Source organism: Nonomuraea sp. JJY05 (assembly GCF_043496855.1).
Lineage (GTDB): Bacteria > Actinomycetota > Actinomycetes > Streptosporangiales > Streptosporangiaceae > Nonomuraea.
In genome coordinates this window covers 56,686-80,461 of record NZ_JBIEIS010000016.1, presented here as the reverse complement: position 1 = coordinate 80,461, position 23,776 = coordinate 56,686, and the positions used below count along the sequence as shown (strand labels likewise).

The 23,776-nt window shown below is 70.0% G+C and carries 22 protein-coding genes, 3 tRNA genes and 1 riboswitch; of the genes, 17 read left to right on the top strand and 8 right to left on the bottom strand.

The window, feature by feature from the left end; all coding sequences use genetic code 11:
* The first annotated feature begins 43 nt into the window (after positions 1-43).
* A complete protein-coding gene (locus ACFKCF_RS25855) occupies positions 44-1,210 on the top strand; it encodes an ROK family transcriptional regulator (protein ID WP_394497418.1) in 1,167 nt (388 codons plus the stop codon).
* Positions 1,211-1,323: 113 nt separating this feature from the next.
* Here ACFKCF_RS25855 and ACFKCF_RS25850 read toward each other — a convergent pair whose 3' ends face one another.
* The gene (locus tag ACFKCF_RS25850; protein WP_394497417.1) at positions 1,324-1,725 is read right to left on the bottom strand and encodes a C40 family peptidase; all 402 of its coding nucleotides are present in this window, start codon (positions 1,723-1,725) and stop codon (positions 1,324-1,326) included.
* 177 nt (positions 1,726-1,902) lie between these two features.
* A riboswitch (cyclic di-AMP (ydaO/yuaA leader) is annotated at positions 1,903-2,046 on the bottom strand.
* 101 nt (positions 2,047-2,147) lie between these two features.
* Here ACFKCF_RS25850 and ACFKCF_RS25845 point away from each other — a divergent pair.
* Positions 2,148-3,194 (top strand): 3-isopropylmalate dehydrogenase, encoded by a 1,047-nt coding sequence (locus tag ACFKCF_RS25845; RefSeq protein ID WP_394497415.1) that lies wholly within the window; start codon positions 2,148-2,150, stop codon positions 3,192-3,194.
* Positions 3,195-3,410: 216 nt separating this feature from the next.
* On the top strand, positions 3,411-4,508 hold the full coding sequence (locus tag ACFKCF_RS25840; RefSeq protein WP_394497413.1) for a branched-chain amino acid aminotransferase: 1,098 nt from the start codon (positions 3,411-3,413) through the stop codon (positions 4,506-4,508).
* 38 nt (positions 4,509-4,546) lie between these two features.
* On the opposite strand, the gene ACFKCF_RS25835 is transcribed toward ACFKCF_RS25840, so the two are convergent.
* Positions 4,547-5,191, bottom strand: a complete 645-nt coding sequence (locus ACFKCF_RS25835) for an O-methyltransferase (protein WP_394497412.1) — start codon at positions 5,189-5,191, stop codon at positions 4,547-4,549.
* A 36-nt stretch (positions 5,192-5,227) separates the two neighbouring features.
* Between ACFKCF_RS25835 and ACFKCF_RS25830 the strand changes: the two genes are divergently transcribed.
* Complete coding sequence (locus tag ACFKCF_RS25830) at positions 5,228-5,884, top strand: DsbA family protein (RefSeq protein WP_394497410.1); 657 nt, start codon at positions 5,228-5,230, stop codon at positions 5,882-5,884.
* Between the two features lie 192 nt (positions 5,885-6,076).
* Positions 6,077-7,654, top strand: coding sequence for a citramalate synthase (gene cimA, locus ACFKCF_RS25825; RefSeq protein ID WP_394497408.1), 1,578 nt, complete (start codon positions 6,077-6,079; stop codon positions 7,652-7,654).
* A 98-nt stretch (positions 7,655-7,752) separates the two neighbouring features.
* Here cimA and ACFKCF_RS25820 read toward each other — a convergent pair whose 3' ends face one another.
* The gene (locus ACFKCF_RS25820) at positions 7,753-8,892 is read right to left on the bottom strand and encodes an acyltransferase family protein (RefSeq protein ID WP_394497406.1); all 1,140 of its coding nucleotides are present in this window, start codon (positions 8,890-8,892) and stop codon (positions 7,753-7,755) included.
* A 334-nt stretch (positions 8,893-9,226) separates the two neighbouring features.
* The gene (locus ACFKCF_RS25815; protein ID WP_394497405.1) at positions 9,227-10,012 is read right to left on the bottom strand and encodes a helix-turn-helix domain-containing protein; all 786 of its coding nucleotides are present in this window, start codon (positions 10,010-10,012) and stop codon (positions 9,227-9,229) included.
* 54 nt (positions 10,013-10,066) lie between these two features.
* Here ACFKCF_RS25815 and ACFKCF_RS25810 point away from each other — a divergent pair, with 54 nt between their 5' ends.
* From ACFKCF_RS25810 to ACFKCF_RS25800, 3 genes are all read left to right on the top strand, one after another.
* Positions 10,067-10,189: a hypothetical protein gene (locus ACFKCF_RS25810; RefSeq protein ID WP_394497404.1), complete on the top strand. Its 123-nt coding sequence runs from the start codon at positions 10,067-10,069 to the stop codon at positions 10,187-10,189.
* A complete protein-coding gene (locus ACFKCF_RS25805) occupies positions 10,186-11,013 on the top strand; it encodes an SDR family oxidoreductase (RefSeq protein WP_394497402.1) in 828 nt (275 codons plus the stop codon). The genes ACFKCF_RS25810 and ACFKCF_RS25805 overlap by 4 nt, the downstream gene beginning before the upstream one ends.
* 166 nt (positions 11,014-11,179) lie before the next feature.
* Positions 11,180-11,560, top strand: a complete 381-nt coding sequence (locus tag ACFKCF_RS25800; RefSeq protein ID WP_394497400.1) for a nuclear transport factor 2 family protein — start codon at positions 11,180-11,182, stop codon at positions 11,558-11,560.
* A 228-nt stretch (positions 11,561-11,788) separates the two neighbouring features.
* Here the strand turns inward: ACFKCF_RS25800 and ACFKCF_RS25795 are convergent, their stop codons facing one another.
* Entirely contained in the window at positions 11,789-13,420 is a 1,632-nt protein-coding gene (locus ACFKCF_RS25795; protein WP_394497399.1) for a heparinase II/III family protein, read from the bottom strand.
* A 150-nt stretch (positions 13,421-13,570) separates the two neighbouring features.
* Between ACFKCF_RS25795 and ACFKCF_RS25790 the strand changes: the two genes are divergently transcribed.
* Entirely contained in the window at positions 13,571-14,167 is a 597-nt protein-coding gene (locus ACFKCF_RS25790; protein WP_394497398.1) for an HD domain-containing protein, read from the top strand.
* 44 nt (positions 14,168-14,211) lie between these two features.
* Here the strand turns inward: ACFKCF_RS25790 and ACFKCF_RS25785 are convergent, their stop codons facing one another.
* Positions 14,212-14,556, bottom strand: a complete 345-nt coding sequence (locus ACFKCF_RS25785) for an antibiotic biosynthesis monooxygenase family protein (protein WP_394497397.1) — start codon at positions 14,554-14,556, stop codon at positions 14,212-14,214.
* A 126-nt stretch (positions 14,557-14,682) separates the two neighbouring features.
* Between ACFKCF_RS25785 and ACFKCF_RS25780 the strand changes: the two genes are divergently transcribed.
* Positions 14,683-15,459: a fumarylacetoacetate hydrolase family protein gene (locus tag ACFKCF_RS25780; RefSeq protein WP_394497396.1), complete on the top strand. Its 777-nt coding sequence runs from the start codon at positions 14,683-14,685 to the stop codon at positions 15,457-15,459.
* Complete coding sequence (gltX, locus tag ACFKCF_RS25775; RefSeq protein WP_394497395.1) at positions 15,452-16,825, top strand: glutamate--tRNA ligase; 1,374 nt, start codon at positions 15,452-15,454, stop codon at positions 16,823-16,825. Before ACFKCF_RS25780 ends, gltX begins: the two co-directional genes overlap by 8 nt.
* Positions 16,826-16,873: 48 nt before the next feature.
* Here gltX and ACFKCF_RS25770 read toward each other — a convergent pair whose 3' ends face one another.
* Positions 16,874-18,841, bottom strand: a complete 1,968-nt coding sequence (locus ACFKCF_RS25770) for a M3 family metallopeptidase (protein WP_394497394.1) — start codon at positions 18,839-18,841, stop codon at positions 16,874-16,876.
* A gap of 165 nt (positions 18,842-19,006) precedes the next feature.
* Between ACFKCF_RS25770 and ACFKCF_RS25765 the strand changes: the two genes are divergently transcribed.
* Positions 19,007-19,078 (top strand) — tRNA-Gln (locus ACFKCF_RS25765).
* A gap of 5 nt (positions 19,079-19,083) precedes the next feature.
* On the opposite strand, the gene ACFKCF_RS25760 is transcribed toward ACFKCF_RS25765, so the two are convergent.
* Complete coding sequence (locus ACFKCF_RS25760) at positions 19,084-19,899, bottom strand: alpha/beta hydrolase (RefSeq protein ID WP_394497393.1); 816 nt, start codon at positions 19,897-19,899, stop codon at positions 19,084-19,086.
* 220 nt (positions 19,900-20,119) lie between these two features.
* On the opposite strand from ACFKCF_RS25760, the gene ACFKCF_RS25755 reads away from it, so the two are divergent.
* The 5 genes from ACFKCF_RS25755 (at position 20,120) to ACFKCF_RS25735 (ending at position 23,299) form a co-directional block, all read left to right on the top strand.
* Complete coding sequence (locus ACFKCF_RS25755) at positions 20,120-21,388, top strand: sensor histidine kinase (RefSeq protein WP_394497392.1); 1,269 nt, start codon at positions 20,120-20,122, stop codon at positions 21,386-21,388.
* A 258-nt stretch (positions 21,389-21,646) separates the two neighbouring features.
* Complete coding sequence (locus tag ACFKCF_RS25750; RefSeq protein ID WP_394497391.1) at positions 21,647-22,261, top strand: response regulator; 615 nt, start codon at positions 21,647-21,649, stop codon at positions 22,259-22,261.
* A gap of 209 nt (positions 22,262-22,470) precedes the next feature.
* Positions 22,471-23,052, top strand: a complete 582-nt coding sequence (locus ACFKCF_RS25745; protein ID WP_394497390.1) for a hypothetical protein — start codon at positions 22,471-22,473, stop codon at positions 23,050-23,052.
* Positions 23,053-23,132: 80 nt separating this feature from the next.
* Positions 23,133-23,208 (top strand) — tRNA-Glu (locus tag ACFKCF_RS25740).
* Positions 23,209-23,226: 18 nt separating this feature from the next.
* Positions 23,227-23,299, top strand: a tRNA-Glu gene (locus ACFKCF_RS25735).
* Positions 23,300-23,776: the final 477 nt, after the last annotated feature.

Genomic DNA, 23,776 nt, shown 5'->3' with positions numbered 1-23,776 from the left:
TCAGGCGAGTTGGCTAGGCTCTGTTGCCTCAAAGGAGGGTGAGATGCGGGGGGACCTGGGTAATCCGCGGCTGCTGCGCGTGCTGAACGAGCGCCGCCTGCTCGACAATCTTCAGGAGCACGGTCCCACCTCGCGCGCCGACCTCGCCAAGATCACCGGCCTGTCCAAGCCCACGGTGTCCGCGGCGCTGGCCGGGCTGGAGGAGGACGGGCTCGTCCACGTCGTCGGCGAGGTGTCCGGCCGCCCGGGGCCGGTCACGTCCCTGTACGACCTCAACGCCGCCGCCACCCACGTCGCCGGCGTCGACATCGGGCGCGACTGGATCAGGGTCGGCATCGCCGACCTGCGCGGCGCCTTCGCCGGCCGCAGAGACGGGCGCAACACCGCCCAGACCTCCGCCGAGCTGGCCGTCCTGGTCGGGCAGCTGTGCCGGGCCGCCGCCCGCGAGGCCGACGTCGACTGGCCCGCCCTCGCCTGCGCCGTCGTCGGATCGCCCGGCGTGTACGACCCGGCGCTCGGACGCCTGGAGTTCGCCCCCAACCTGCCCGGCTCCGACCTGGCCGAGCGCCTGCGCGCCGCGCTGGAGGTCGACCTCGTCATCGAGAACGACATCAACCTGGCCGCCGTCGGGGAGCACGTGCATGGGGCGGGACGGGGCAAGTCCAACTTCGCGCTGGTGTCCATCGGGACCGGCGTCGGGATGGGCATCGTGATCAACGGCGAGCTGTACGTGGGCGCCCGGGGAGCGGCGGGGGAGGTCTCGTACGTGCCCACGGCCGAAGACCCCCCGCCGCCGGCCGGCGACGCCCTGGCCCACGGAGCCACGGAGGCGGTGACCGCCGCCCCCGGGGTGGTCCGCGCGGCCCGCGCCGCCGGACTGAGCCTGGAGACGGCCAAGAAGATCTTCGCCGCGGCGGCCTCCGGCGACGGCGTCGCGCGCTCGGTGGTGGAGGCCGAGGGGCGCCGCATCGGCGGCCTGCTGGTGGCGGTGGCGGCCGTGCTCGATCCGGAGGTGATCGTGCTCAGCGGTGGCGTGGGCCGCAACCTGGACCTGCTGGGCGAGGCCATCGAGGGTCGCATCGCCGAGCTCGGCCCGCTGCGGCCGTCTGTGGTGGCCAGCACGCTGGGGGACAGCGGTGTCCTGCTGGGCGCGGTGGCCCGCGCCAGGACCCGCGCGTGGGACCTCATCTTCGACGCCCGCCTCCCCTGACCGCACGCGGGGAGGCGGGCGCGGAAGCCTCGTACAGGTGACCGCACGCGGGTCGGCGCCCGCGCAAGCCTCCTACAGGTGACCGCACGCGGGGAGGCGGGCGCGCAAGCCTCCTACAGGGTGGCCGTGAGAGTGGTGGGCGTTTCGTCGCGCTCCTTCTTGAGCTTGAACCAGAGCCGCACGCCCTTGGGGTCGGGGCGGACGCCACCCACGAAGGAGTCTCTGCGCCAGGAGGTCAGGCGCTCTTCCTTGACCACGTCGCCCGTGTGCGGGGAGTGGACCATGTAGCCGGGCCGGGAGATCATCCCGACATGCCCGAGGCCGTGGAAGAAGACCAGATCACCGGGTTTGAGGTCCTCCCAGGCGATCTTTCTGCCGAACGCGCCGTACTGTTCGGCCGCGGTGCGGGGGAGTTCGATTCCGGCGTGCTCGTACGCCCTGAGCATGAGTCCGGAGCAGTCGTATCCGCTCGGGCTGGCGCCGCCCCACACGTACGGTGTGCCGCGTTTGCTCATGGCGAACTTGAGGGCGATCTTCCAGGCGGGCTTCGGAACCTGTTTCTCCTGGATTTCCTTGATCTGGGTGCCGGTCAGAGTGGTGGGGTCCTCGACCTTGGTCGAGGCGTGGGCTGGGGAGGCCAGGATGAGCCCGGCGGCGCCCGCCGCCAGGACAATGGCGATTCGAGACAGGGGTCTGTCCTTCCATACGGCCGGCCGGGTTAGCTGACGGGCTCGGGCCTGGAAGTAGCCCTACGGCATGGGGATGCCGACTCGCCCCAGGGGGAAGTGGGTCCCCGACTCCACGCAACGGCTGCGCGGATTAGGCTGGTCGGTGACTTTAACGAAACGGTCAAAGAACCGCAATACCGGACAAACGGGGCGTCCGAAAAATGAGATGAAGTGTTCGTCAGTCGAGACGACGCGGTAAGGTACGGCCCATGGAGTCGCGTAACATCCGTCTGGCCGTCATCCCCGGCGATGGGATCGGCACCGAGGTCGTGGCCGAGGGGCTCAAGGTCCTGGAGGCAGTCGGCACGAAGATCGAGCCCACTCACTACGACCTGGGAGCCGCACGCTATCACCGTACCGGTGAGACGCTGCCCGACGCCGTGCTCGAAGAGCTGCGCGGCTACGACGCGATCCTGCTCGGCGCCGTGGGCGACCCCAGCGTGCCGCCGGGCATCCTCGAGCGCGATCTGCTGCTCCGGCTCCGCTTCGAGTTCGACCACTACGTCAACCTGCGCCCGGTCAAGCTGTTCCCCGGCGTGGCGACCCCGCTGGCCGACACGCCCGCCGAGAACATCGACATGATCGTCGTCCGCGAGGGCACCGAGGGTCTCTACGCGGGCACCGGTGGCGCCATGCGGCGCGGCACCCCGCACGAGATCGCCACCCAGGAGTCGCTCAACACCGCCTACGGTGTCGAGCGCGTGGTGCGCTACGCGTTCGAGAAGGCCGTCACGCGGCCGCGCAAGAAGCTGACGCTCGTCCACAAGACCAACGTCCTCACCTTCGCCGGTGACCTGTGGCAGCGCACGGTCAACCGCCTGGCGCAGGAATACCCCGAGGTCACGACCGACTACTGCCACATCGACGCGGCCTCGATGTTCTTCGTGACCCAGCCGGAGCGGTTCGACGTGGTCGTCACCGACAACCTGTTCGGCGACATCATCACCGACCTCGGCGCCGCCATCGCCGGCGGCATCGGCCTGGCCGCCAGCGGCAACATCAACCCCGAGCGGTCCGCGCCGAGCATGTTCGAGCCGGTGCACGGCAGCGCCCCCGACATCGCCGGCCAGGGCAAGGCCGACCCCACCGCGACCATCCTGTCCGTCGCCATGCTCCTCGACCACCTCGGCCTGCACGCCGAGGCGGCCAAGGTCGAGCAGGCGGTCGCCGACGACATCCTCGAGCGGCTGGCCGGCTGGGCGGGTCGCACCACTCACGAGATCGGTGACGACATCACCGCGCGAGTATCCGGCTAGGACCGCCTAGCCTCCAACGCGCCTGGTGGTCCGAAGAGGGCCGCCAGGCGCTTTTTTGCGTCCAAAAGGGCTGATCGCCCCATTGGCCGCTTGCCATCCCATATAGCGAGACAATAGGAAGTACGGGGCTGTCTTCCGGGCAGCACCCGCCCACCAGCACCGATCCGCAGATTTCTGTAGATTTGGGCAGAATTCGCAGAGAGAAGGACCTCCGTCATGACCATCGCTCAGAAGCTCAGCTTCGACGTGCAGCTATCCGACCACGCTCGCACCGCGGCCGAGCGGGAGCAGGTACTGGCGAACCCCGGCTTCGGGCAGACCTTCACGGATCACATGATCTCGATCGACTACACCGAGGGGCAGGGCTGGCACGACGCCAAGCTCCTGCCGTACGGCCCCCTCTCGCTCGACCCGGCCACCTCGGTCTTCCACTACGCGCAGGAGCTGTTCGAGGGGCTCAAGGCCTACCGCCAGATCAACGGCTCGATCGTCGCGTTCCGCCCGTACGCGAACGCCGGCCGCTTCAACCGCTCCGCGCTCCGGATGGCCATGCCTGAGCTGCCGGAGGAGGCGTTCGTGGAGTCGCTGGAGCTCCTCGTCGAGACCGACAAGGAGTGGGTGCCCACGACCGAGGGCCACAGCCTCTACCTGCGCCCCTTCATGATCGCCACGCAGGCGGGGCTCGGGGTCAACTACCCGTCGAAGTCGTACAAGTACATGGTCATCGCCTCCCCGGCGGCCTCGTACTTCACGGGCGGGCTCAAGCCCGTCTCCGTCTGGCTGTCCACCGAGTACACGCGCGCCGCCCCCGGCGGCACGGGCTTCGCGAAGTGCGGCGGGAACTACGCGGCGGCGTTCGTCGCGCAGCGGCAGGCCGTGGAGAACGGCTGCGACCAGGTGGTGTGGCTGGACTCCCACGAGCACAAGTACGTCGAGGAGATGGGCGGGATGAACCTGTTCTTCGTCTTCGGCGACAAGCTCGTCACCCCCGCGCTGACCGGCACCCTGCTGCCCGGCATCACCAGGGACTCCATCCTGGAGCTGGCCGGCGACCTCGGCCTGGAGACCGAGGAGCGCCTCATCTCGATCGACGAGTGGCAGGCCGGGTGCGAGTCCGGGGAGCTCACCGAGGTGTTCGCGTGCGGGACGGCGGCCGTGGTCACGCCGGTGGGCACGGTGAAGGGCGCCGACCGCTCCTGGAGCGTCGCCGACGGCAACCCCGGCCCGGTGACGATGCGGGTGCGTGAGGAGCTGGTGGGCATCCAGTACGGCGCCCGCCCCGACACCCACAACTGGATCCACAAGATCGCCTAGTTGGGACGGCCGGGTCCGCGAGGGCCCGGCCGCCGCGCCTAGTTCTTCCTGATCAGGGTCATCCCGTCCGCGACCGGCAGCATGAGGACGGTCACCCGCGGATCCTCCATCACCAGGTCGTTGAACTGGCGGATCTCCACGGTGGTCTGCTCCTCGTGCGCCGGGTCCGCCACGTGGCCCCTGCGCAGGGTGTTGTCCGCCACGATCAACCCGCCGGGCCGCAGGCGCTCCATGAGCAGCTCGTAGTAGCCCGGGTAGTTGCCCTTGTCGGCGTCGAGGAAGGCCAGGTCGACGGTCTGGTCGAAAGCGGCGAGCGTCTCCAGCGCGGGCCCGAGCGTGAGCGTCACGCGGTCCTCCACCCCGGCCTCGTGCCAGTAGCGGCGGGCGATGGAGGTCCACTCGTCGCTCACGTCGAAGCAGTGCAGCCGCCCGCCGGACAGGCCCCTGGCGATGCACACGGACGAGTAGCCGGTGAACGTGCCCACCTCGACGACGACCTGGGGCGCCACGAGTTGGGTGATCATGGTCAGGAAGGTGCCCTGGTCAGGGGAGATCTGCATGCCGGCGGCGTCCCCGGTGACGCGGAGCGTCTCCTTCGCCAGCTCGTCCAGCAGGGGATCGGGCGGCGTGGTGTGGGCCAAGACGTACTGTGCTACGGCGGGATCGAGGAGGTATGCCTTCATATGTCCATTCTCCCGGCATCGGGTAGGGTCTGCGCGATGAGTGGGCGGATGATGAAGCGGTTGCTGGTGGTGGCGCTCGCGTGTGTGGCCATCGCCGTACTCGGGGTGCTGTCGTTCTCGGAGTCGGGCCGGTCATCCGGCGGGGTGCGGCTGACCCGGCAGGTGGACGGTTCGATGGTGCTGGCCGACCGGGGCGGGAACGCTCCCGTGCTGGACGTGTACGAGGACTTCGACTGCCCGATCTGCAGGGACATGCACGCCAAGGTGGACGCCACCATCAGGAAACTCGCCATGGAGGGCAAGGTCAAGGTCATCTTCCACCCGGTGACGATCTTCCAGGAGGAGCCCATGCGCTCCAACTCCATCCGCGCCGCCGCTGCCGCCCGCTGCGTCCCCGAGGAGAGCTGGCTCACCTTCAGGGACGAGCTGTACGCCATGCAGCCCGCGCCGCACGGCGAGGCGTCCGGATTCGCCGTCGAGGACCTGGTCAAGGCCGCCAGGCAGGCGGGGGCGTCGGTGGACGAGTGCGTCAGGTCGCAGTCGTACGCGCAGGCCCATCTCGCGGAGACGGCGAAGGTGCGCCTCCAGGGCACGCCCACGGTGCTGCTCAACGGGCAGCTGCTGGGCAACGAGGCGTTCGACCCGGCCGCGCTCGAGCGCGTCATCACAGGTGGTGGCGGCGTCACCGTGTAAAGGCTTGTCCCAGAAGCTGAGATCGATGTGCCAGATGCTGAATGCGTGTGGCAAACTGGGCGGCACCATGTTCTACGGTCTGCTCATTATCAGCAGGCGCGCTGGCTGACAAAGGACACCGCCAGCGCGCAGACCTCTCACGTCCGTGAGGGGTCTTTTTGCTTTCCAGAGGCTTCCAGAGAAGAGAGACTCATGGCCGACGACCGCTTCCACGTATACGACACGACACTGCGTGACGGCGCCCAGCAGGAGGGGCTCAACCTCACCGTCGCCGACAAGCTCGCTGTCGCGCGCCACCTGGACGGTCTGGGCGTCGGCTTCATCGAGGGGGGCTGGCCGGGCGCCAACCCCAAGGACACAGAGTTCTTCAGGCGTGCTCAAACAGAGCTGGACCTGAAGCACGCGCAGCTCGCCGCGTTCGGTGCGACCCGCCGGGCCGGTGTGAAGGCAGCCGACGACCCATTGGTGGCCGCATTGCGCGAATCCGGCGCGCCGGTCGTGACCCTTGTCGCCAAGAGCCACGACCGGCACGTGGAGCTGGCCCTCCGCACGACTCTCCAGGAGAACCTCGCGATGATCCGCGACACGGTCTCTCACCTTCGTGCGGAGGGGCAGCGAGTCTTCCTCGACGCCGAGCACTTCTTCGACGGTTACAAGTCCAATCCAGCCTACGCGCTCGAAGTCCTCAGGACCGCCGCCGAAGCCGGGGCCGACGTCATCGCCCTGTGTGACACCAACGGCGGCATGCTCCCCGACGAGCTGGCCGAGATCGTCCACGAGGCCGTCCAGACCAGCGCCCGCGTCGGCATCCACTGCCACGACGACACCGGCTGCGCCGTGGCCAACACCCTGGCCGCCGTCAAGGCCGGGGCCACGCACGTACAGGGCTGCGCGAACGGCTACGGCGAGCGCTCCGGCAACGCCAACCTCTTCACGGTCGTGGCGAACCTCCAGCTCAAGCGCGGCTTCGACCTCGTCCCGACGGCCGCCCTCGCCGACATGACCCGCATCGCCCACGCGATCACCGAGGTCACCAACGTCACCCCCAACTCCCACGCCCCTTACGTCGGCACCTCCGCCTTCGCCCACAAGGCCGGCCTGCACGCCAGCGCCATCAAGGTCGACCCCAACCTCTACCAGCACATCGACCCCGCCGCCGTCGGCAACGACATGCGCATGCTCGTCTCCGACATGGCCGGCCGCGCCTCGGTCGAGCTCAAGGGCCGCGAGCTCGGCTACGACCTCACCCCCGAACACACCAAGACCCTGGTCGAGCGGGTCAAGGACCTGGAGTCGCGCGGATTCACCTTCGAGGCCGCGGACGCGTCGTTCGAGCTGCTGCTGCGCGACACCGTGGACGGCGAGCGCAAGCGCCACTTCGAGGTCGAGTCGTGGCGCGTGATCGTGGAGCGCACGAAGGGCGGCGAGCTGGTCAGCGAGGCCACCGTCAAGCTCCACGCCAAGGGCGAGCGCATCGTCGCCACGGGCGAGGGCAACGGCCCCGTCAACGCCCTGGACAAGGCCGTGCGGCTGGGGCTGGAGCAGATGTACCCCGAACTGGCGAAGCTGGAGCTGGTGGACTACAAGGTCCGCATACTCGAGGGCACCCACGGAACGGGCGCCATCACCCGCGTCCTGATCACCTCCAGCGACGACACGTCCGAGTGGGCGACGGTCGGGGTGGCGGAGAACATCATCGACGCGTCGTGGCAGGCCCTGGAGCAGGCAGTCACCTACGGCCTCCTCCGCGCCGGCCACAAAACCACCTGAGGGGCTCCCCAAGAGTGGGGCGCTGCGTGCGGCGCCCCCCAGGGGTTCCGTCCCCGCCCGTTCCGGCGGTCAGGCCGCGTCGTGGTCGTCGCCGGAGCTCAGAGCACGCGGCGGACGCCGGGGAGCCGCCGGATCGGGCCGGCGAGTGCGAAACAGGCCGGGAGCACCACGACAGCCGCGATCGCGAACTTCGCCGGCGTCGGCAGGGCCGGCACGCTGAGGGCGTAGCCCGCCGCCGTCACCACGAACGCGTGGATCACGTACACGGTGAACGCGTGACCGGACAGGTACCGGCGCAGTGGCCCCTGGACGCCGAACCGGCGGCGGAAGAAGGTGAGCAGCGCGAGAACGGCGCCGACCGCGAAGGCGGAGTCCCACAGCGCGTAGAACAGCGAGCTCAGGGTTCCGTGCCCCATCCACGCGTCGGCCCCGCCGGCCAGCGCGAGCGGGAGGAAGACCACGGTGGCGCCGACGGCCAGGCCGAGCCCGGCCCAGCCCGTCCGAGCGGGGATGCCGTGGAACCAGCCGCGCCGGTACGCCACCGTCCCCAGGACGAAGAAGCTGACGTACTGCGGCAGGTAGGCACTGCTCGGGAAGTCGACGACCGGCACCCAGAAGCCTTGCGGGATCACGATCCGCAGGGCGTACGTCGCCAGGGCCAGCACCAGGACGAACCCGATCACCGCCGGGAACGCGGGCGGCCGGGGGGTCCGGCCACGCGGCCGGCGTTTCGCGGTCGCGAGGCGCCACGCGGCGTAGGTCGCGTCGAAGACGAGGAGCGCGAGCACGAACCACAACGGCCCGGTCCCGATGGTGTCCAGGTAGGTGTCGAGCGGCGGGCCACCCTGGTAGGAGGCGAGGCCCAGGACGGGGTTGAGCACGAAATAGAACACCGCCAGCGGGATCCCCAATCGGATCAGCCGGTCGCGGAGGAAGGCGCGCGGGCCCTTGCGGTCGTACGACCCGGGCGTGAAGTGACCGGACAGCAGGAAGAACGCGCCCATGAACCAGGCCTGGTTGACCAGCAGGAAGACCGACAGGCCGAGCCCCGCGGCCGCGCTGGTCGGCTTCTCGGTGTAGTACCAGAGCGGGAGGCCGCTGTACATGATCGCGACGTGGTGCAGGACCACCAGCGAGGTCAGCAGGATCCGCAGATTGTCCGCGAACCACAGCCGCGGCGGTGACGCGGTGCTCCGGCCGGTCGGCGCGGCCGAGATCGGGTGATCGGTGGTTGCCATGTCTCGCTCTTCCTTCACGTCGTCGATCGTGGTGTCGACGTTAGGAAGCGGGCGAGGGGCGCGGTATGGGGCAGGACGTACAGGGGGGTGGAGCCAGACCCACCTTCGGCCCTGTACCTGGGTTCTTCGAGACCCGGGAACCCGCCGCGTCCATGGCCAGTCCTCGCGATCATGTGCATCGGCTTCTTCATACCGTCGCCGTCACGTTCGCGGTCGGGATCGCCATCACCGTGCCGCAGGACCGCGTATCCAGAGGACTGTCGGCCGGAGGCGTTGCCGGTGCCGTACCGGATCCTGGAGGCCGGCGGCGGGCGACCGGGGCACGCGGGCGCAACTACCTGTTCGTCGCCGAGCGCCGCAGGTAGGCGGTGGTCGTGGCGTCGGCGGGGAAGAGGGTTTCGATGGCGATCTCTTCGAGGGTGATGTCGAAGACCGCGCCGAACGTCGTGATCGTGCTGAAGAAGCTCAATTCGACCCCGTCGTGCCGGAGCCGGATGGGCATGGCGATGTCGGCGGGCCCGGCGGTGGGCGGGTCGTCCTCGGTGCCGTAGGACCGGAGCTCCTCGTACAGCGCGCTCAGTCCGGGGTCTCCCGTGCGAGCGGCCTGGCGGGCGAGCCGAGGCAGCAGGTACGCCCGTACCTGCCCCGGATTCTGCAGCCGGGGCGCGAACCCGCGCGGGTCCAGGCCCAGCCGCATCATGTTGACCGGCGATTTGAGGAGCTCCGGGTCGACCCCGTCCAGGAAGATCTCCATGGCCGAATTGCTGAGCAGCACGTTCCAGTGGTGGTCCACGGCGACGGCCGGGAACGGCTCGTGCCCGCGCAGCACGCTCTGGATGGCCTCGTACGCCTGGGCCAGCTCCGGGTCCTCCAGCGGGCGCCGCTCGTAGGCGGGGGCGTACCCGGCGGCGACCAGGAGCCGGTTGCGTTCGCGCAGGGGGACGTCCAGGTGCTGGGCCAGGTGCAGGAGCATCCGGCGGCTGGGGATCGTACGCCCTGTCTCGACGAAGCTGATGTGCCGGCTGGACACGTCCGCCTGTACGGCCAGGTCGAGCTGGCTCAGGCGGCGACGACGCCGCCACTCCCGCAGCAGCTCGCCGACCGTGCGATCGCGATGCATCCCCCAGTTCTATCGGGCGATCAGAAAGGCTCGGTGCGTCGGTACGCTCTTGGCATGTCCCGCGAGGCCCGGCCTGACGCCTTCGAGCAGATGAGCTCACCGGCGCTGTATCACGCCTTCTACGCAGCCCGCCGGTTCGCGGCCGACGCCAAGACGGCGTACGTGGCTCGACCATGAGAGTCCTCATCGTGGGCGGCAGCGGCTTCCTCGGCGGCGAACTCGTGCGGCAGACCGCGACGACCGCCGGCCAGGTCGTGGCCGCGACTTACCTGACGCGGCCGGGAACGGCGGCGGGGGCCGACTGGCGGCCACTCGATGTTCGCGACCGCACGGCCGTGGCCGGCCTGATCGGCGCGTTCGGCCCTGACGTCGTCATCAACGCGGCCTACCGCCAATCGGACTGGGTGTCGACGGCCATGGGCCCCGCCCACCTGGCCATCGCGGCCTCCGGGAACGGCGCACGCCTGGTGCACGTGTCCAGCGATGCCGTCTTTTCGGGCAAGGCGATCAGCTATGCCGAGGACTGTGCGCCCGATCCGGTCAATCCGTACGGAGCGGCGAAGGCGGCCGCAGAGGTGGCCGTGCAGGCGATCGACCCTACGGCGGTGGTCGTACGGACGTCCCTGATCATCGGTGACGGCGGCTCTCCCCATGAAGGCTTCGTGCACGCGCTGGCCGCGGGCGGGAGGCACGGGGTGTTGTTCACCGACGACGTGCGCTGCCCGGTGCACGTCCGTGATCTGGCAGCAGCCCTCCTGGAGCTCGCGAACTCCGGTCGCGCCGGGATCCACCACGTGGCCGGGGCGGATGCGGTGAGCCGATATGAGCTCGGATGCCTCATCGCGCAGCGTGACGGGTTGGATCCGGCCCGGCTGCCGTCCGGCCGGCGCGCCGACACCGACCTGCCCGGGCCGATCGAGGTGCGGTTGGACTGCTCCCTGACTCAGCGGCGGCTGCGGACCAGGCTGCGCGGTGCGCGGGAGTTCATGACCGCCCAGTAGTGGTGCCCGCCAGGATGTCCCGGGACCGGTCAGCATAGCCGGCGTCGGCCGCGAAGGGGGCTTTTCGACGGTAGGCGCGGACGTGCCGGAGCACCCCTCGCCAGGGATTGTCCATTACATGGGATGTAATCGACGGGCCGAGCCGGAGTACCGCATGGTGGTGCGCATGAGTGAGAACGGCATCGCCGAACGCAACAAGGAAATCGCCCTCCGGGGCTTCGCGGAGTTCGCGGCGGGGAACGTGGAGATACTTCGCGGCCTGCTCCGGGAGGACTTCGTCGAGCACAGCCCCGGAAATCCCTCGGGCAGGGACGCGTTCATCGAGTTCATCGCGAGCGCCCCGGTCGCCAAGGCGAAGCTCGACCTGAAGCGGGTCATCGCCGAGGGCGACCACGTGGTGATGCACTATCACCTGCTCCCGCCAGGGGAAGAGCGCGGGATCGCGGTCGTGGACATTTGGCGGATGGTGGACGGGCAGATCGTCGAGCACTGGGACGTGGTGCAGCCGGTGCCCGACCCTGATGAGATCCCGAACGGGATGTTCTGAAGGCGGCCGACAGGTGTCGGACAAGCCGTCGTCGACCTCAACGGCGAGGCCGCGGCCGGGACGGCCGGCGAGATCGAGCGCCTCGGCGCGGCGGCGATCCCGCTGACCTGCGACATCCGCGACCCCGCCGCCGCCGTCGTCCTGGCCGGACCGGACGCCTCCTTCGTCACCGGCTGCTCGATCATGACGGATGGAGGCGGTTGGTGGACGGTGCCCGTCCACCCAGGGCTAGAACGCCTTGGAGGAGAACGAGGTGCCGTCCACCTTGATCTTCCCGCCCGAGCACGACACCTTGGGCGAGTCCGTCCCGGGCACGATCACCGTCAGCAGCGACTTAGCCGCCGGCGACACCACCACATTGGTCGGCAGCTTCGACAGGTACGTGGGCGAGACCCAGCCCACCTTCCCCCCTCGCTGCACCTTCTGCCCGCCGACCCGGTCGCACGACGACGAGAACTGCAGCAAGGTGACCTTGAACTTGCCGTCCCCGAGCACGACCTTGCCCCCGCCGTTGGACAGCAGCTTGAGCGACGGGTCGAACCGCCAGAGGTTGCTGATCTTCCTGCCGCCCGAGGCCGTGTCCAGCACCGCCATCAGGTCCTCGCCGTGGTTCACCAGGACGGACCGGGTGCGGCTCACCCCGTACGCCTTGTCGGTCAGCTTGAACGACTGCCGGTCCTTGCCGTACTTCGACGCCACGAGCTTCGAGGACGTCCGCGGCCTGAAGCGGGCCCCGACCACCGTGGGCACGTTGTGGGCCTCGGGGGAGAGCGTCCAGTAGCGGTAGGCGCTCTTCTCGTAGGAGTGGAAGCCCCCGTCCACGAGGAGGTTGCGGCCATGCGCGTAGTACGTGACGCCCAGGTGGTCCTCGTGGCCGTGGAACTTCAGCCCGGGTCCGAACCTGATCGAGTAGTACGCCGAGTCCGGCTTGCCCCAGGCCGTGCGGCCGAAGACGTAGCCCGCCCGGTACGCCTTGACCTCCTGCTTCGGCGTCCCCGTCTCCATCTTCGGCTCGGTCTCGGCGGTGCCGTCGCCGATGGGCACCATGTAGCCGGTCGGCATGGTGGCGTGGGCGATGAAGTCCTTCATCGCCTCGGCCCGCTTGGCGATCTCGCCGGGCACCTTCCTGCCGCACGCCTTCATGTTGGTCATCGCGACCTGCAGCCGGCTGTAGACGTACACCGCATAGCGCGGGGCCTGCTCCATGAGCGCGCCCTGCGAGTCGACGTCGAGCTTCACCGTGCCGGTCAGCCGGCGGGAGGCCAGGTCCGACCAGCCCTTGCGACCGTACCTGCAGCCGATGCCCATGAGCGCGATGTCCTGGTCGATGCCGTGGTTGTGGCCCTTCTTGTAGAGCCGCGCGTTCGACAGGAGCTTGGCGTGGTCGGCGAGGCTGGCCTTCAGCCAGCTCTCCTTGACGTGCATGCTCAGGCAGAGCAGCGGCTGCGTGCGCAGCGAGACGGGGTGGTCCTTCCAGGTGTACGGCATGGTGCCGCGCGCCCCTGGCTTGTTGTTCGCGACCCAGTCCTTGGTGATCTCCGTGGCGCGATCCAGGTAGCCGCGCTCACCGCTGTTCTCGTACGCGACGACCAGCGTGCCCATCCAGCGCAGCGACTGGAACACGAACTCCCACGAACGGTTCCGGTACGGGCTCGCGCTCCAGTTGATCTTCTTGCCGAGCTTGTACGCGGGCAGCCCGACCAGCGAGATCTCGCCCTTCATGACGTCGTCGGCCGTGGGCGTGCCGGGCAGCCAGTCACCCTGGCACTCCGCGGTCCGGGTCACCTTGTCGGCATGCGCGGGGCTGCCTAACCCGCCGAGCGCCAGCAAAAGGGCAAGAGGTATCGCGAGCCGGCGCACGCCAGTTCCTTTCGGGACAAAAAGTGAAGGTGGGACATGCTTTCCGAATCGCGATCAATGGGTCAAGTTGAGTGGCGGATTCGTTAGATGCTCGATGCGCCCCCGGTGTCCCGGATGGCGTAGCCGTACCTGGCAGGACATGCTGGTGCGGTGACATTCGACGACCTCGTGATCCCGGACACACCCGCCTGCCGCGGGGCGCTGGAGGTGGCCACCCGCTACCACACGCCCTCGCTGCTCAACCACTCGATCCGCGCCTACCTGTGGGCGGCCGCCTACGCGCGCGAGCACGGCATCGCGTTCGACGCGGAGCTGCTCTACGTGTCGGCCATGCTGCACGACCTGGGGCTGGCGGCCGAGTTCGACAGCCACTCGGTGCCGTTCGAGGAGGCGGGCGGCGACGTGGCCTGGGTCTTCTGCGCCGGCGCCGGTTGGTCGCCCGAGCGGAGGGTACGCGCCCGCGAGGTGATCATCCGGCACATGTGGGACGAGGTGCCGCTGGAGGAGGACCCGGAGGGCCACCTGCTGGAGCTCTCGACCGGCATGGACATCTCGGGCCGCCGTACGGAGGAGATCCCCGAGGAGGTCAGGCGGGAGGTACTGGAGCGCTACCCGAGGCTGGAGATCGCCAAAGAGTTCGGGGCGTGCATCTCGGAGCAGGGCGCGCGCAAGCCGTCCAGCCTCGCCGGCCAGTTCGTCCGCGCCGGCATCGTGGAGCGCATCGCCCGCAACCCGCTGGACGCCTGACGCCGAAAAGGGCCCGGGCGGCCGGGCCCTGGAGGGCGGATCCGCTACGACTTGGGGCCGGTGCTCTCGGCGACCTCGAAGGTCCACACCTCCGAGCCGGTCGCCGCGGGCCCCTGCCCGTGGCCGTGCCCCTGCCCCTGGGCGGCCTGCGCCGCCTGGGCGTGCCCGCGCCGGAAGGCCTCACCCTGCTGCCAGTTCTGGAAGTCCTCCTCGCTGCGCCAGCGCGTGTAGACGAGGTACCGATCCGTGCCCTCCACCGGCCTGAGCAGCTCGAACCACTCGAACCCGTCGGCCGACTCCACCATCCCCGCGCGGTTGGCGAAGCGCCGTTCGAGCTCCTCGCGCATGTCGGCGGGCACGTTCAGGACATTGATCTTCACGACGGACAACGGGACCCCTCTCGTCAGCGACACCACCAGGCTAACGCGGGCGGCCTCAGGGTCCCGCTCCTGGTCCGGCGCGGCACGAGGTGCGCGTTGGGCGGAGCCTGGCGGTGGCGGCGATAGCCTTGTCAGGTGCGTATAGCGAGGTTCTCCACAGGCGAAGGCGTGTCGTTCGGCGTGGTCGAGGGCGGCCCGGGCGAGGAGGTCGTCTCCACGGTCGCCGGTCACCCGTTCGGCCAGGTGCAGTTCACCGGGGAGCGGCACCCGCTGTCCCAGGTGAAACTGCTGGCCCCGATGCTGCCGAGCAAAGTGGTCGCCATCGGCAGAAACTACGCCGAGCACGCGGCCGAGTTCGGCAACGAGGTGCCCGAGGAACCGCTGATCTTCATGAAGCCGTCCACGTCGGTGATCGGCCACGGCGAGAACATCGCATACCCCACGACGCTGTCCGACCGCGTCGACTACGAGGGCGAGCTGGCCGTGGTGATCGGCAGGCTGTGCCGCGAGGTGCCGGTCGAGCGGGTCAAGGACGTCATCTTCGGCTACACCTGCGCCAACGACGTCACCGCCCGCGATCTCCAGAAGAAGGACGTGCAGTTCACCCGGGCCAAGGGGTTCGACACGTTCTGCCCGCTGGGGCCGTGGATCCAGACCGACCTCGACGCGAGCGACCTGGCGCTGACGACCACGGTCAACGGCGAGATCCGGCAGAGCGGCCGCACCAGCCAGCTCATCAACGACATCCCCGCGCTGGTGGCCTACGTCAGCGCGGTCATGACCCTGATCCCCGGCGACGTCATCCTGACCGGCACGCCCGCGGGCGTCGGCCCGCTCGAGATCGGCGACGAGGTCAGCGTCGGCATCGAAGGCATCGGCACACTCACGAACAAGGTGGTCTCCCGTGACTGAAGTACGGGTGCGGTTCGCCCCGTCCCCAACCGGCATGTTTCATGTGGGCGGCGCCCGCACGGCGCTGTTCAACTGGGCGCTGGCCGAGCAGTCCGGCGGCCACTTCGTGCTGCGCATCGAAGACACCGACGCGTCGCGAAACCGTCCGGAGTGGACGGAGGGCATCATCTCCGCCCTCGACTGGATCGGCATCAACGGCGGAAACCCGGCGTTCGAGGGCCCCTACTTCCAGTCGGCGTACGAGGCCCAGCACCGCGAGGCGGTGGCGAAGCTGCTGGCCGACGGCAAGGCCTACTACTGCGACTGCACGCGTGAGGCGCTGGTCGCCCGCACCGGCTCCGAGCACCGGGGCTACGACGGCCACTGCCGCGAGCGCGGCCTGACCGAGGGCGCGGTCCGCTTCCGCACCCCCGACGACGGCGTCACGGTCGTCGAGGACCTCATCCGGGGCAACGTGGAGTTCCCCAACGAGGCGCAGGAGGACTTCGTCATCGCCCGCACCGACGGCTCGCCGCTCTACGTGCTGGCCAACGCGGTCGACGACATCACCCAGAACATCACCCACGTCGTCCGCGGCGAGGAGCACCTGGGCAACGCGGCCAAGCAGATGCTGCTGTGGCCGGCCCTGGGGGCCACGCCGCCGGTCTGGGCGCACCTGCCGGTGATCGTCAACGAGCAGCGCAAGAAGCTGTCCAAGCGCCGCGACAAGGTGGCCCTGGAGGACTACCGCGCGGAGGGCTACCTCGCGGAGGCCACGGTCAACTACCTGATGCTGCTGGGCTGGGGGCCGGGCGAGGACCGCGAGATCATGCCGTGGTCCGAGATGGTGCCGCTGTTCAGGCTGGAGGACGTCAACTCCGCCAGCGCGTTCTTCGACGAGAAGAAGCTGCGCGCGTTCAACGGCGAGTACATCCGGGCGCTGCCGCTGGAGACGTTCGAGGAGCGCTGCGCGCCCTACCTCGACCTGTCCTGGGACCGCGAGCTGTTCAGCAAGGTCGCGGCGCTGGCCCAGACCCGCATCGCGGTGCTGTCGGAGATCCGGCACAACGTCGACTTCCTCTTCCTCGACGAGCCGGTCTTCGACCAGGCGTCCTGGGACAAGGCGATGAAGAACTCCCCGGTGGAGATCCTCACCGACTACCTGTCGCGGCTGGAGACGGTCAGCTGGGACCCCGAGTCGCTCAAGGAGGCGCTGGAGGAGGTCGGGACCGCGTACGGGCTCAAGCTCGGCAAGGCCCAGGCGCCGGTCCGCGTGGCGATCACCGGCCGGACGGTGGGCCTGCCGCTGTTCGAGTCGATCGAGGTGCTCGGCCGCGCGCGGGCGCAGGAGCGCCTGCGCGCCGCGCTGGCCCGCCTGCGCGGCTGATCTGACTGATCTGACGGCCCGGCACGCGGGCCGCCGGGGCGTGCGGGCTCAGTCGAGGCCGCGGCGGACGAGCAGCGGCTGGATGCTGGGCTCGCGCCCGCGGAAATTGCGGAACGCGGTCAGCGGGTCGAGGCTGCCCCCGCGGGAGAGCAGCTCGCGGCGGAAGTGGTCGCCGTTGGCCCTGGTGAGCCCGCCGTTCTCCTTGAACCACTCCACGCTCTCCGCGTCGAGCACCTCGCTCCAGATGTAGGAGTAGTAGCCGGCGCTGTAGCCGCCGGAGAAGATGTGGGCGAAGTAGTTGGTCCTGTAGCGCGGCCGGACCTGCGGCAGGGCGATCTGGGCGGCCTCCAGGGCCGCGGACTCGAACGCCTCGGGGTCGGCCACCGTCTCCCCGGGCGCCAGCTTGTGCCAGGCCCAGTCGAGCAGGGTCGCGGCGAGATATTCGACGGTCTTGAAGCCCTGGTTGAACTTCTCCGCCGCCTGCAGCTTCTCCACCAGCTCGGCCGGCATCGGCTCGCCCGTCTCGTGGTGCCTGGCGTAGTTGGCCAGCACCTCGGGCCAGGTCACCCACATCTCGTTGACCTGTGACGGATACTCGACGAAGTCGCGCGGCACGCGGGTGCCCGACACGCGCGGGAAGCGCACCTGGGAGAACAGCCCGTGCAGCGCGTGCCCGAACTCGTGGAAGGCCGTGTTGACCTCGTCGTACGTCAGCAGCGTCGGCCCCGAGGCCGGCTTGGTGACGTTGAGGTTGTTCATGACCACCGGCAGCTGCCCGAACAGGAACGACTGGTCGACCAGGTTGTTCATCCACGCGCCGCCGCGCTTGGTCTCCCTCGCGTACGGGTCGAGCACGAACAGCCCCAGCCGGCTCCCGTCCTCGTTGAACACCTCGTACACCGTCACGTCGGGGTGATATCCGCCCAGGTCGGGCCGCTCGGTGAAGGTGAGGCCGTACAGCTTGCCGGCCGCGAAGAAGATGCCGTCGCGGTAGACGCGGTCGAGCTCGAAGTACGGCCGCATCTCGGCGGCGTCGAAGTCGTAGCGGGCCTGGCGCACCTTCTCGGAGTAGTACGACCAGTCCCACGGCTCGATCTCGAACCCGGCCTGCTCCGACAGCGCCTCGGCCTCCTTCCGCGCGTTGCGCACGGCGGGGGCCACGAGCTGGCCGAGCATCTCCTCGACCGCCTCGACGGTCTTGGCCGTCTGGTCGGCCACCACGTACGCCGCGTGGCTGGGGAATCCCAGCAGCGCCGCCCGCTCGGCCCGCAGGGCCGCCATCCTGGCCGCCAGCTCGAAGTTGCCCGGCGCCCGGCCGACGCTCAGCTCGTACAGCCTGCGGCGCACGTCGCGGTCGGTGAGCTGGGCCAGGCCCGGCTGGGCGGTGAAGTTGAGCAGCGGCAGGACGTACTTGCCGTCCTTGCGCAGCGACTCGATCTTGGCCTGCTCGAAGCCGTCGAGCTCCTTGGGGTCCTCGACCACCAGCGCCGACTCCGTCGAGGCCTTCAGCAGCGTCTGCGCGAACTCCGTCGAGAGCTTCGACAGCTCCTCGTTGAGCTGCCGGAGCCGGTCCTGGTCCGGCTCCGACAGGTCCGCGCCGGCCCTGATGAAGTCGTCCCGGTACTTCTCCAGCAGCCAGGCCTCCTCGGGATCCTCCGTGGACACCTGCTTGATGCGCGCCCACAGCGCCCGGTTGAGCAGGATGGCGTCGCCGTGCCTGGTCAGCTGGGGAGAGATCTCCTTCTCGATCTCCATGACGCCGTCGGTGGTGTTGGAGGCGGCGATGCTGAAGAAGACCGTGGCCGTGCGGTCGAGAATCCGTCCCGACCGCTCGAGCGCGGCGATCGTGTTGTCGAACGTCGGCGCCTCGGCGCTGCCTGCGATCGCGTCGACCTCCGCCAGCTGCTCCGCCATGCCGCGCTCGAACGCGGGCAGGTAGTGCTCCTCGCGGACGTCGGCGAAGGGCGGCAGTTCGTACGGCAGGTCGCTAGAGGTGAAGAACGGGTTACCGGCCAACGGTTGGGCTCCTCCACGTGGTGTTTTGTCCCCTTCAGCTTGGCACGTGAGGGCCCGTGGTGTGGGCGACGGAGGGTTCGTTGGCTATTCGTTTTGGTCTTAGCCCCGGAGCTGGGCTATTCTTTCGGACGTCGCCGAGCGCGCCTCACAGAGGTTCGCGAGCGGTGGGGTATGGTGTAATTGGCAGCACGACTGATTCTGGTTCAGTTAGTCTAGGTTCGAGTCCTGGTACCCCAGCATTATCATTTCGCCAGTTTGTGCAGGATTTCGGTAATCAGCCGGTACGTCCTCGCTGTCGGCGCATGCGAAGCCTCCACCGAGTAAATCTTGAACTTGTTGCCTGGCGTGGCCGCATCCGCTTCCTTGATCATCCGATCCTGCAGCGCGAGCGGGATCACCTTGTCCCGCGTGTGCCTGATGTAGACGCGCGGCACCCGTCCCCACGCCTCCTTGCGGCCCCGAGCGTCGGCGCTCATCACTTGGAGACTCTCATCCGGCAGCAACGTGTTCAGCATGGCCAGGAACTCGCCCTCGCTCGCCTCCGCCATGAACGCCGCCTTGACCGCGTCCAGAAACTTCCTGTCGTTCGTGCGCCAGTTCACGCGGATCGCGCCGATCACCCTCGGGTCGGCGATGACGCCCGCCGCCACACTGGCCGCCAGGCTCTCCTTGCCTTCCGGCGTCGCCAGATAATCGTTGGGCGAGCTCAGCTTCGTGCAGCAGAACGCGGTGTCGTAGACGAGCAGGTCGACCAGGTCGGACACCGCGTCGGCCGCCTTCGTGATGATCGCGCCGCCCAGGCTGCCGCCCACCAGGATCACCGGGCCGTAGCCGGAGACCCGGCGCACGGCGTCCACCGTGGCCTCGACATAGTCGTCCAGCGTGACCCCCGCCACCGGCGACGGCAGCGTGGCCAGCGTCTCCAGGTCCTGCGGGGTCTGGTAGGCGAGGTGAAACTGTTCCTCGGGGCCGTGCCCCGGCAGGTTCACGCCCACGGTGCGGTGGCCGCGCAGCGTCAGCTCGGCGTCGTCGCCGGCCATGCCGTTCGCGCCGGTCACGAAGACGTAAGTGGTCACCTCCCGCCTCGGCCTGGCGGCCTGGGCGCCCACGGCGCCCGCGCCCGCGAAGGCGGCGTCCTGAAACATGTCCCTACGGGTCGGAAAGTTCATGACCCGATGTTCGCCCAGTTCAGGGCGGGTGCGCATCGCCTGGCCGGCTCGTCGTGCGGTGGACGTCCGGCATCCACCGATCGGTTGACGCCGTGCCAGGCTTGACCTCATGAGCTGGCTCGACGGGCGCGAGCGCGGGGCCTTCCTGTGCCTCGCCTACGGACTGCTGGGGATCTCCTCGACCGCGGCCGCCCTCGCGGACGCGTCGTCCGCCGGCGCGCCCTGGCCCCTCCTCCGCTGGCTGGCGGGGCCCTTGCCGGCCTGGCTCGCCGAGACGGCAGGCCCGGGATGGGCGACCACAAGCGGCCTCGCGCCGTGGTGGCCGGCGGTCGCGCCGGCCGCCGCGGTGTGGGTGGCGCCGATCGGATGGCTCCACCCCCGCCGCGACACGCGCCGCGCGCTCGTCGTGGGCCACTTCCTCGTGCTGATCGCCCTCGCCGCCGCGCTGGCGGCCGCGAGCCCCGCCTTCATCGTGTTCGCCTCGATCGGCTACCCGCTGGCCAGCGCCCTGCTCCCGGCCCGGCTGATCATGGCGGGCGTGACGCTCACCGCCATCGTCATCGTGACGGCCCAGGCGGGGCCGGGCGCCCGGGGCGCCCTGCTCACCGTGATCGCGGGCGTGGCGCTGCCGCTGGTCCTGGCCGGCTGGTACGTCTCCGGCGAGCACGACAAGCGCCGCCGCCTGGTCGAGCGCCTGCGCGCCGCCATGGCCGAGAACGCCTCCCTCAACGCCCGGCTCCTCGCCCAGGCCAGGCGGGCGGGCATGCTCGACGAGCGGCACCGCGTGGCGGGCGAGATCCACGACACGGTCGCCCAGGACCTCGTCGCCCTGATCGGCCAGCTCAACGCCGCCGACCGCACCTCCCAGGCCGAGTCCCGCCGCCACCTCGACCAGGCCGCCGAGCTCGCCCGCCGCAGCCTCTCCGAGGCCCGCCGGTCCGTACGCGCCCTGCGCCCGGAGCCGCTGGAGACCTCGAGGCTCCCGGACGCCATCACCGACCTGGCCGAGTCGTGGTCGCGGTCGGCCGGGGTCGACCTGACCGTCGAGATCACCGGCACCCCGGTCGCCCTGGCCGCCCCCATCGAGGACACCCTGTTCCGCGTGGCCCAGGAGGCTCTGGCCAACGTCGCCAAGCACGCCAGAGCCGCCAGGACGGGCCTGACTCTGTCGTACACGGACGAAACCGTCCTCCTCGACATTCGCGACGACGGCGCAGGTTTCGCCCCGCAGAAGCCCACTGACGGCTTCGGCCTCGACGGGATGCGCCAGCGCGTCCGCGCCGTCGGCGGCACCCTCCACCTCGAGTCCACCCCGGGCCAGGGCACCGCCGTAGCCGCGGCCATCCCTGCCATCCCCGCCGAGGACGACCGCCCATGATCCGCGCCACAGCCACGGCGATCACCCACAAGACGCGCCCCGCGCTCACCTCACCGTCCCCAACGCCCGCCGGTCCCGCCCCGCGCCTCCTCCATGCCTTCCCCGAAGGCCGCCACCCACGGGCCGTCCCGGCAGAAAATCGTGTGCGCCCTGAGGCGCCCCGCCGCGTCCTGCTCGGCGGACATGTGGCCGATCGACCCCTGGAGAGGCGATGGATGAGACCCTGACGAAGGACGAGTCCTGGCCGGAAGGGGAGAGATGCGGCTGAGGCTGTTGATAGCGGACGATCACCCCATCGTGCGCGACGGCCTGCGCGCGGCACTCGGCGGTGAGCCCGACCTGGAGATCGTCGGCGAGGCGGCCGACGGCGAGACGGCCATACGCCTGGCCGCCGAGCTCGAGCCCGACATCGTCCTCATGGACCTGCGCATGCCGGGGATGGACGGCGTCACCGCCATCCGCCGCCTCAGCGGCACGGGCCCGCGGGTGCTGGTCCTGACCACGTTCGACACCGACGTCCTGCCCGCCCTCGAAGCGGGCGCCACCGGCTACCTGCTGAAGGACGCCCCTCCGGAGGAGCTGGTACGCGCCGTCCGCGCCACCCACCGGGGCGAGACCGTCCTCGCCCCCGCCGTGGCCGGCCGGCTCGCAGCGGCCCTGCGCAAGCCCACCAGGGGGAGGCTCAGCAAACGGGAGCTGGAGGTGCTGCGCCTGGTGGCGGGCGGAGCGACGAACAAGGTGGCGGCGGCGAGCCTGTTCATCAGCGAGGCCAGCGTCAAGACTCACCTCCTGCACATCTACGCCAAGCTCGACGTCCGGGACCGCGCATCCGCCGTGGCCGAGGCCTTCCGCCAAGGCCTCCTCACCGACTGACGGCGAAGACGTGGATGAGCGCCTCCCCGCCAGGAGTTGACCCGCTGACCGATAGCCGGTGGCGAGGGGCCAGGGGTTGACCTGCCGGTCGATATCCGGTGGCGAGGGGCCAGGGGTTGACCTGCTGACCGATATTCGGTGGCCGAGGGGCCTGAGATGGCGAGGGGGGTGGAGCCACGCCAGTGGTTTGGGTAGAGTCCGCCCGGCTTATGGATGAGTTTCGTATTCGCGCGGGCAACTTCCCGCGCTTCGTCGCCCCGTTCGTCGCTCCGCTCGCCCTCTTCTTCGCCGTCTGCCTCCTCCTCGGCGCCATCTTCACCGGCAGCACCCAGCTGGGCGCCGCTGTCGGGGCGCTGGCCACCGCTGCCCTTCTGGCCGTGCTCGTGGTCAAGCACCGCCGCCTGACCGCCGGCACCGTCGTCCGCTTCTCCGCCGACGGCGTGGAGCTGACCGACTCGTACGGCTTCCGCGTCCGCCTCCGCTGGCCCGACATCACCAGGATCGACGTCGTGGACACCCAGCCGGCCAGTCCCAGGCGCATCGGCCGTCCGGGCGGAGTGCGGGTACGGGTGGAGCCGCTGCGTTCGGTGGGGCTCGTCGGGTGGGGCGAGCGGACGGTGCCGCCTCGCGTGCCGGGCTGGATGCGCGAGCGGCTGGCCCGGGTTCCCGTGGACCCGGTCTCCGGCCGGCCGGAGGTGGCGATCCCGCTGGGGGAGTTCGACCCGCTGTGGGAAGGCGGGGCGATGGGGGACTGGGTACGCCGCCACAGGCCCGACCTGATGGGCCGTTAAGCGGTTTGGTGTGGTCTCCGGGGTGCGGTAGAGTTACCTGCGTTGCCGGGGAGATCCCGGCACCAGCAGCTTGTGGACAGGGTCCCGTCGTCTAGTGGCCCAGGACGCCGCCCTCTCAAGGCGGTAGCGCCGGTTCGAATCCGGTCGGGACTACCACTGTCACAAGCCCGCGAAGGTCCCGTCGTCTAGTGGCCCAGGACGCCGCCCTCTCAAGGCGGTAGCGCCGGTTCGAATCCGGTCGGGACTACGTCTACCACACTCGCTCCGGCGCCCACAGGCCCGGAGCGTTTCTGTTTTCCGGTCCCCCAAGCGCACGCTCGCCACGGCAACCGACCCCGCGCCCCAGCGCCCGAACCCCGCACTTCACACGACCGTCCCCTCGACAGAGCCCAGCCACGTGCGGCGGGGCGCCCCGGCCGGAGGTGTGCGGCCTCGTGTGGCGTGGTGGCCGCCCTGAGGCGCCCGGCCCTGTGCGGTGGGTGCTCACTAGGGCGTGCAAGGCCGACGGAGCCTGGCCGTGTGCGGCGGGGCCCGGCCTGAGGCGTGCGGCCTCGTGCGGCAGGGTGGGCGCCTGAGGCGTGCGGCCTCGTGCGGCGGGGTGGGCGCCTGAGCGTGCGGCCTCGTGCGGCGGGGTGGGCGCCTGAGCGTGCGGCCTCGTGCGGCGGGGTGGGCGCCTGAGGTGTGCGGCCTCGTGCGGCGGGGTGGGCGCCTGAGCGTGCGGCCT

Coding starts and splice junctions, on each gene's coding strand:
- ACFKCF_RS25855 (WP_394497418.1), top strand. CDS start 44: ATGCGGGGGGACCTGGGTAATCCGCGGCTGCTGCGCGTGCTGAACGAG.
- ACFKCF_RS25850 (WP_394497417.1), bottom strand. CDS start 1,725: ATGAGCAAACGCGGCACACCGTACGTGTGGGGCGGCGCCAGCCCGAGC.
- ACFKCF_RS25845 (WP_394497415.1), top strand. CDS start 2,148: ATGGAGTCGCGTAACATCCGTCTGGCCGTCATCCCCGGCGATGGGATC.
- ACFKCF_RS25840 (WP_394497413.1), top strand. CDS start 3,411: ATGACCATCGCTCAGAAGCTCAGCTTCGACGTGCAGCTATCCGACCAC.
- ACFKCF_RS25835 (WP_394497412.1), bottom strand. CDS start 5,191: ATGAAGGCATACCTCCTCGATCCCGCCGTAGCACAGTACGTCTTGGCC.
- ACFKCF_RS25830 (WP_394497410.1), top strand. CDS start 5,228: ATGAGTGGGCGGATGATGAAGCGGTTGCTGGTGGTGGCGCTCGCGTGT.
- cimA (WP_394497408.1), top strand. CDS start 6,077: ATGGCCGACGACCGCTTCCACGTATACGACACGACACTGCGTGACGGC.
- ACFKCF_RS25820 (WP_394497406.1), bottom strand. CDS start 8,892: ATGGCAACCACCGATCACCCGATCTCGGCCGCGCCGACCGGCCGGAGC.
- ACFKCF_RS25815 (WP_394497405.1), bottom strand. CDS start 10,012: ATGCATCGCGATCGCACGGTCGGCGAGCTGCTGCGGGAGTGGCGGCGT.
- ACFKCF_RS25810 (WP_394497404.1), top strand. CDS start 10,067: ATGTCCCGCGAGGCCCGGCCTGACGCCTTCGAGCAGATGAGCTCACCG.
- ACFKCF_RS25805 (WP_394497402.1), top strand. CDS start 10,186: ATGAGAGTCCTCATCGTGGGCGGCAGCGGCTTCCTCGGCGGCGAACTC.
- ACFKCF_RS25800 (WP_394497400.1), top strand. CDS start 11,180: ATGAGTGAGAACGGCATCGCCGAACGCAACAAGGAAATCGCCCTCCGG.
- ACFKCF_RS25755 (WP_394497392.1), top strand. CDS start 20,120: ATGAGCTGGCTCGACGGGCGCGAGCGCGGGGCCTTCCTGTGCCTCGCC.
- ACFKCF_RS25750 (WP_394497391.1), top strand. CDS start 21,647: ATGCGGCTGAGGCTGTTGATAGCGGACGATCACCCCATCGTGCGCGAC.
- ACFKCF_RS25745 (WP_394497390.1), top strand. CDS start 22,471: ATGGATGAGTTTCGTATTCGCGCGGGCAACTTCCCGCGCTTCGTCGCC.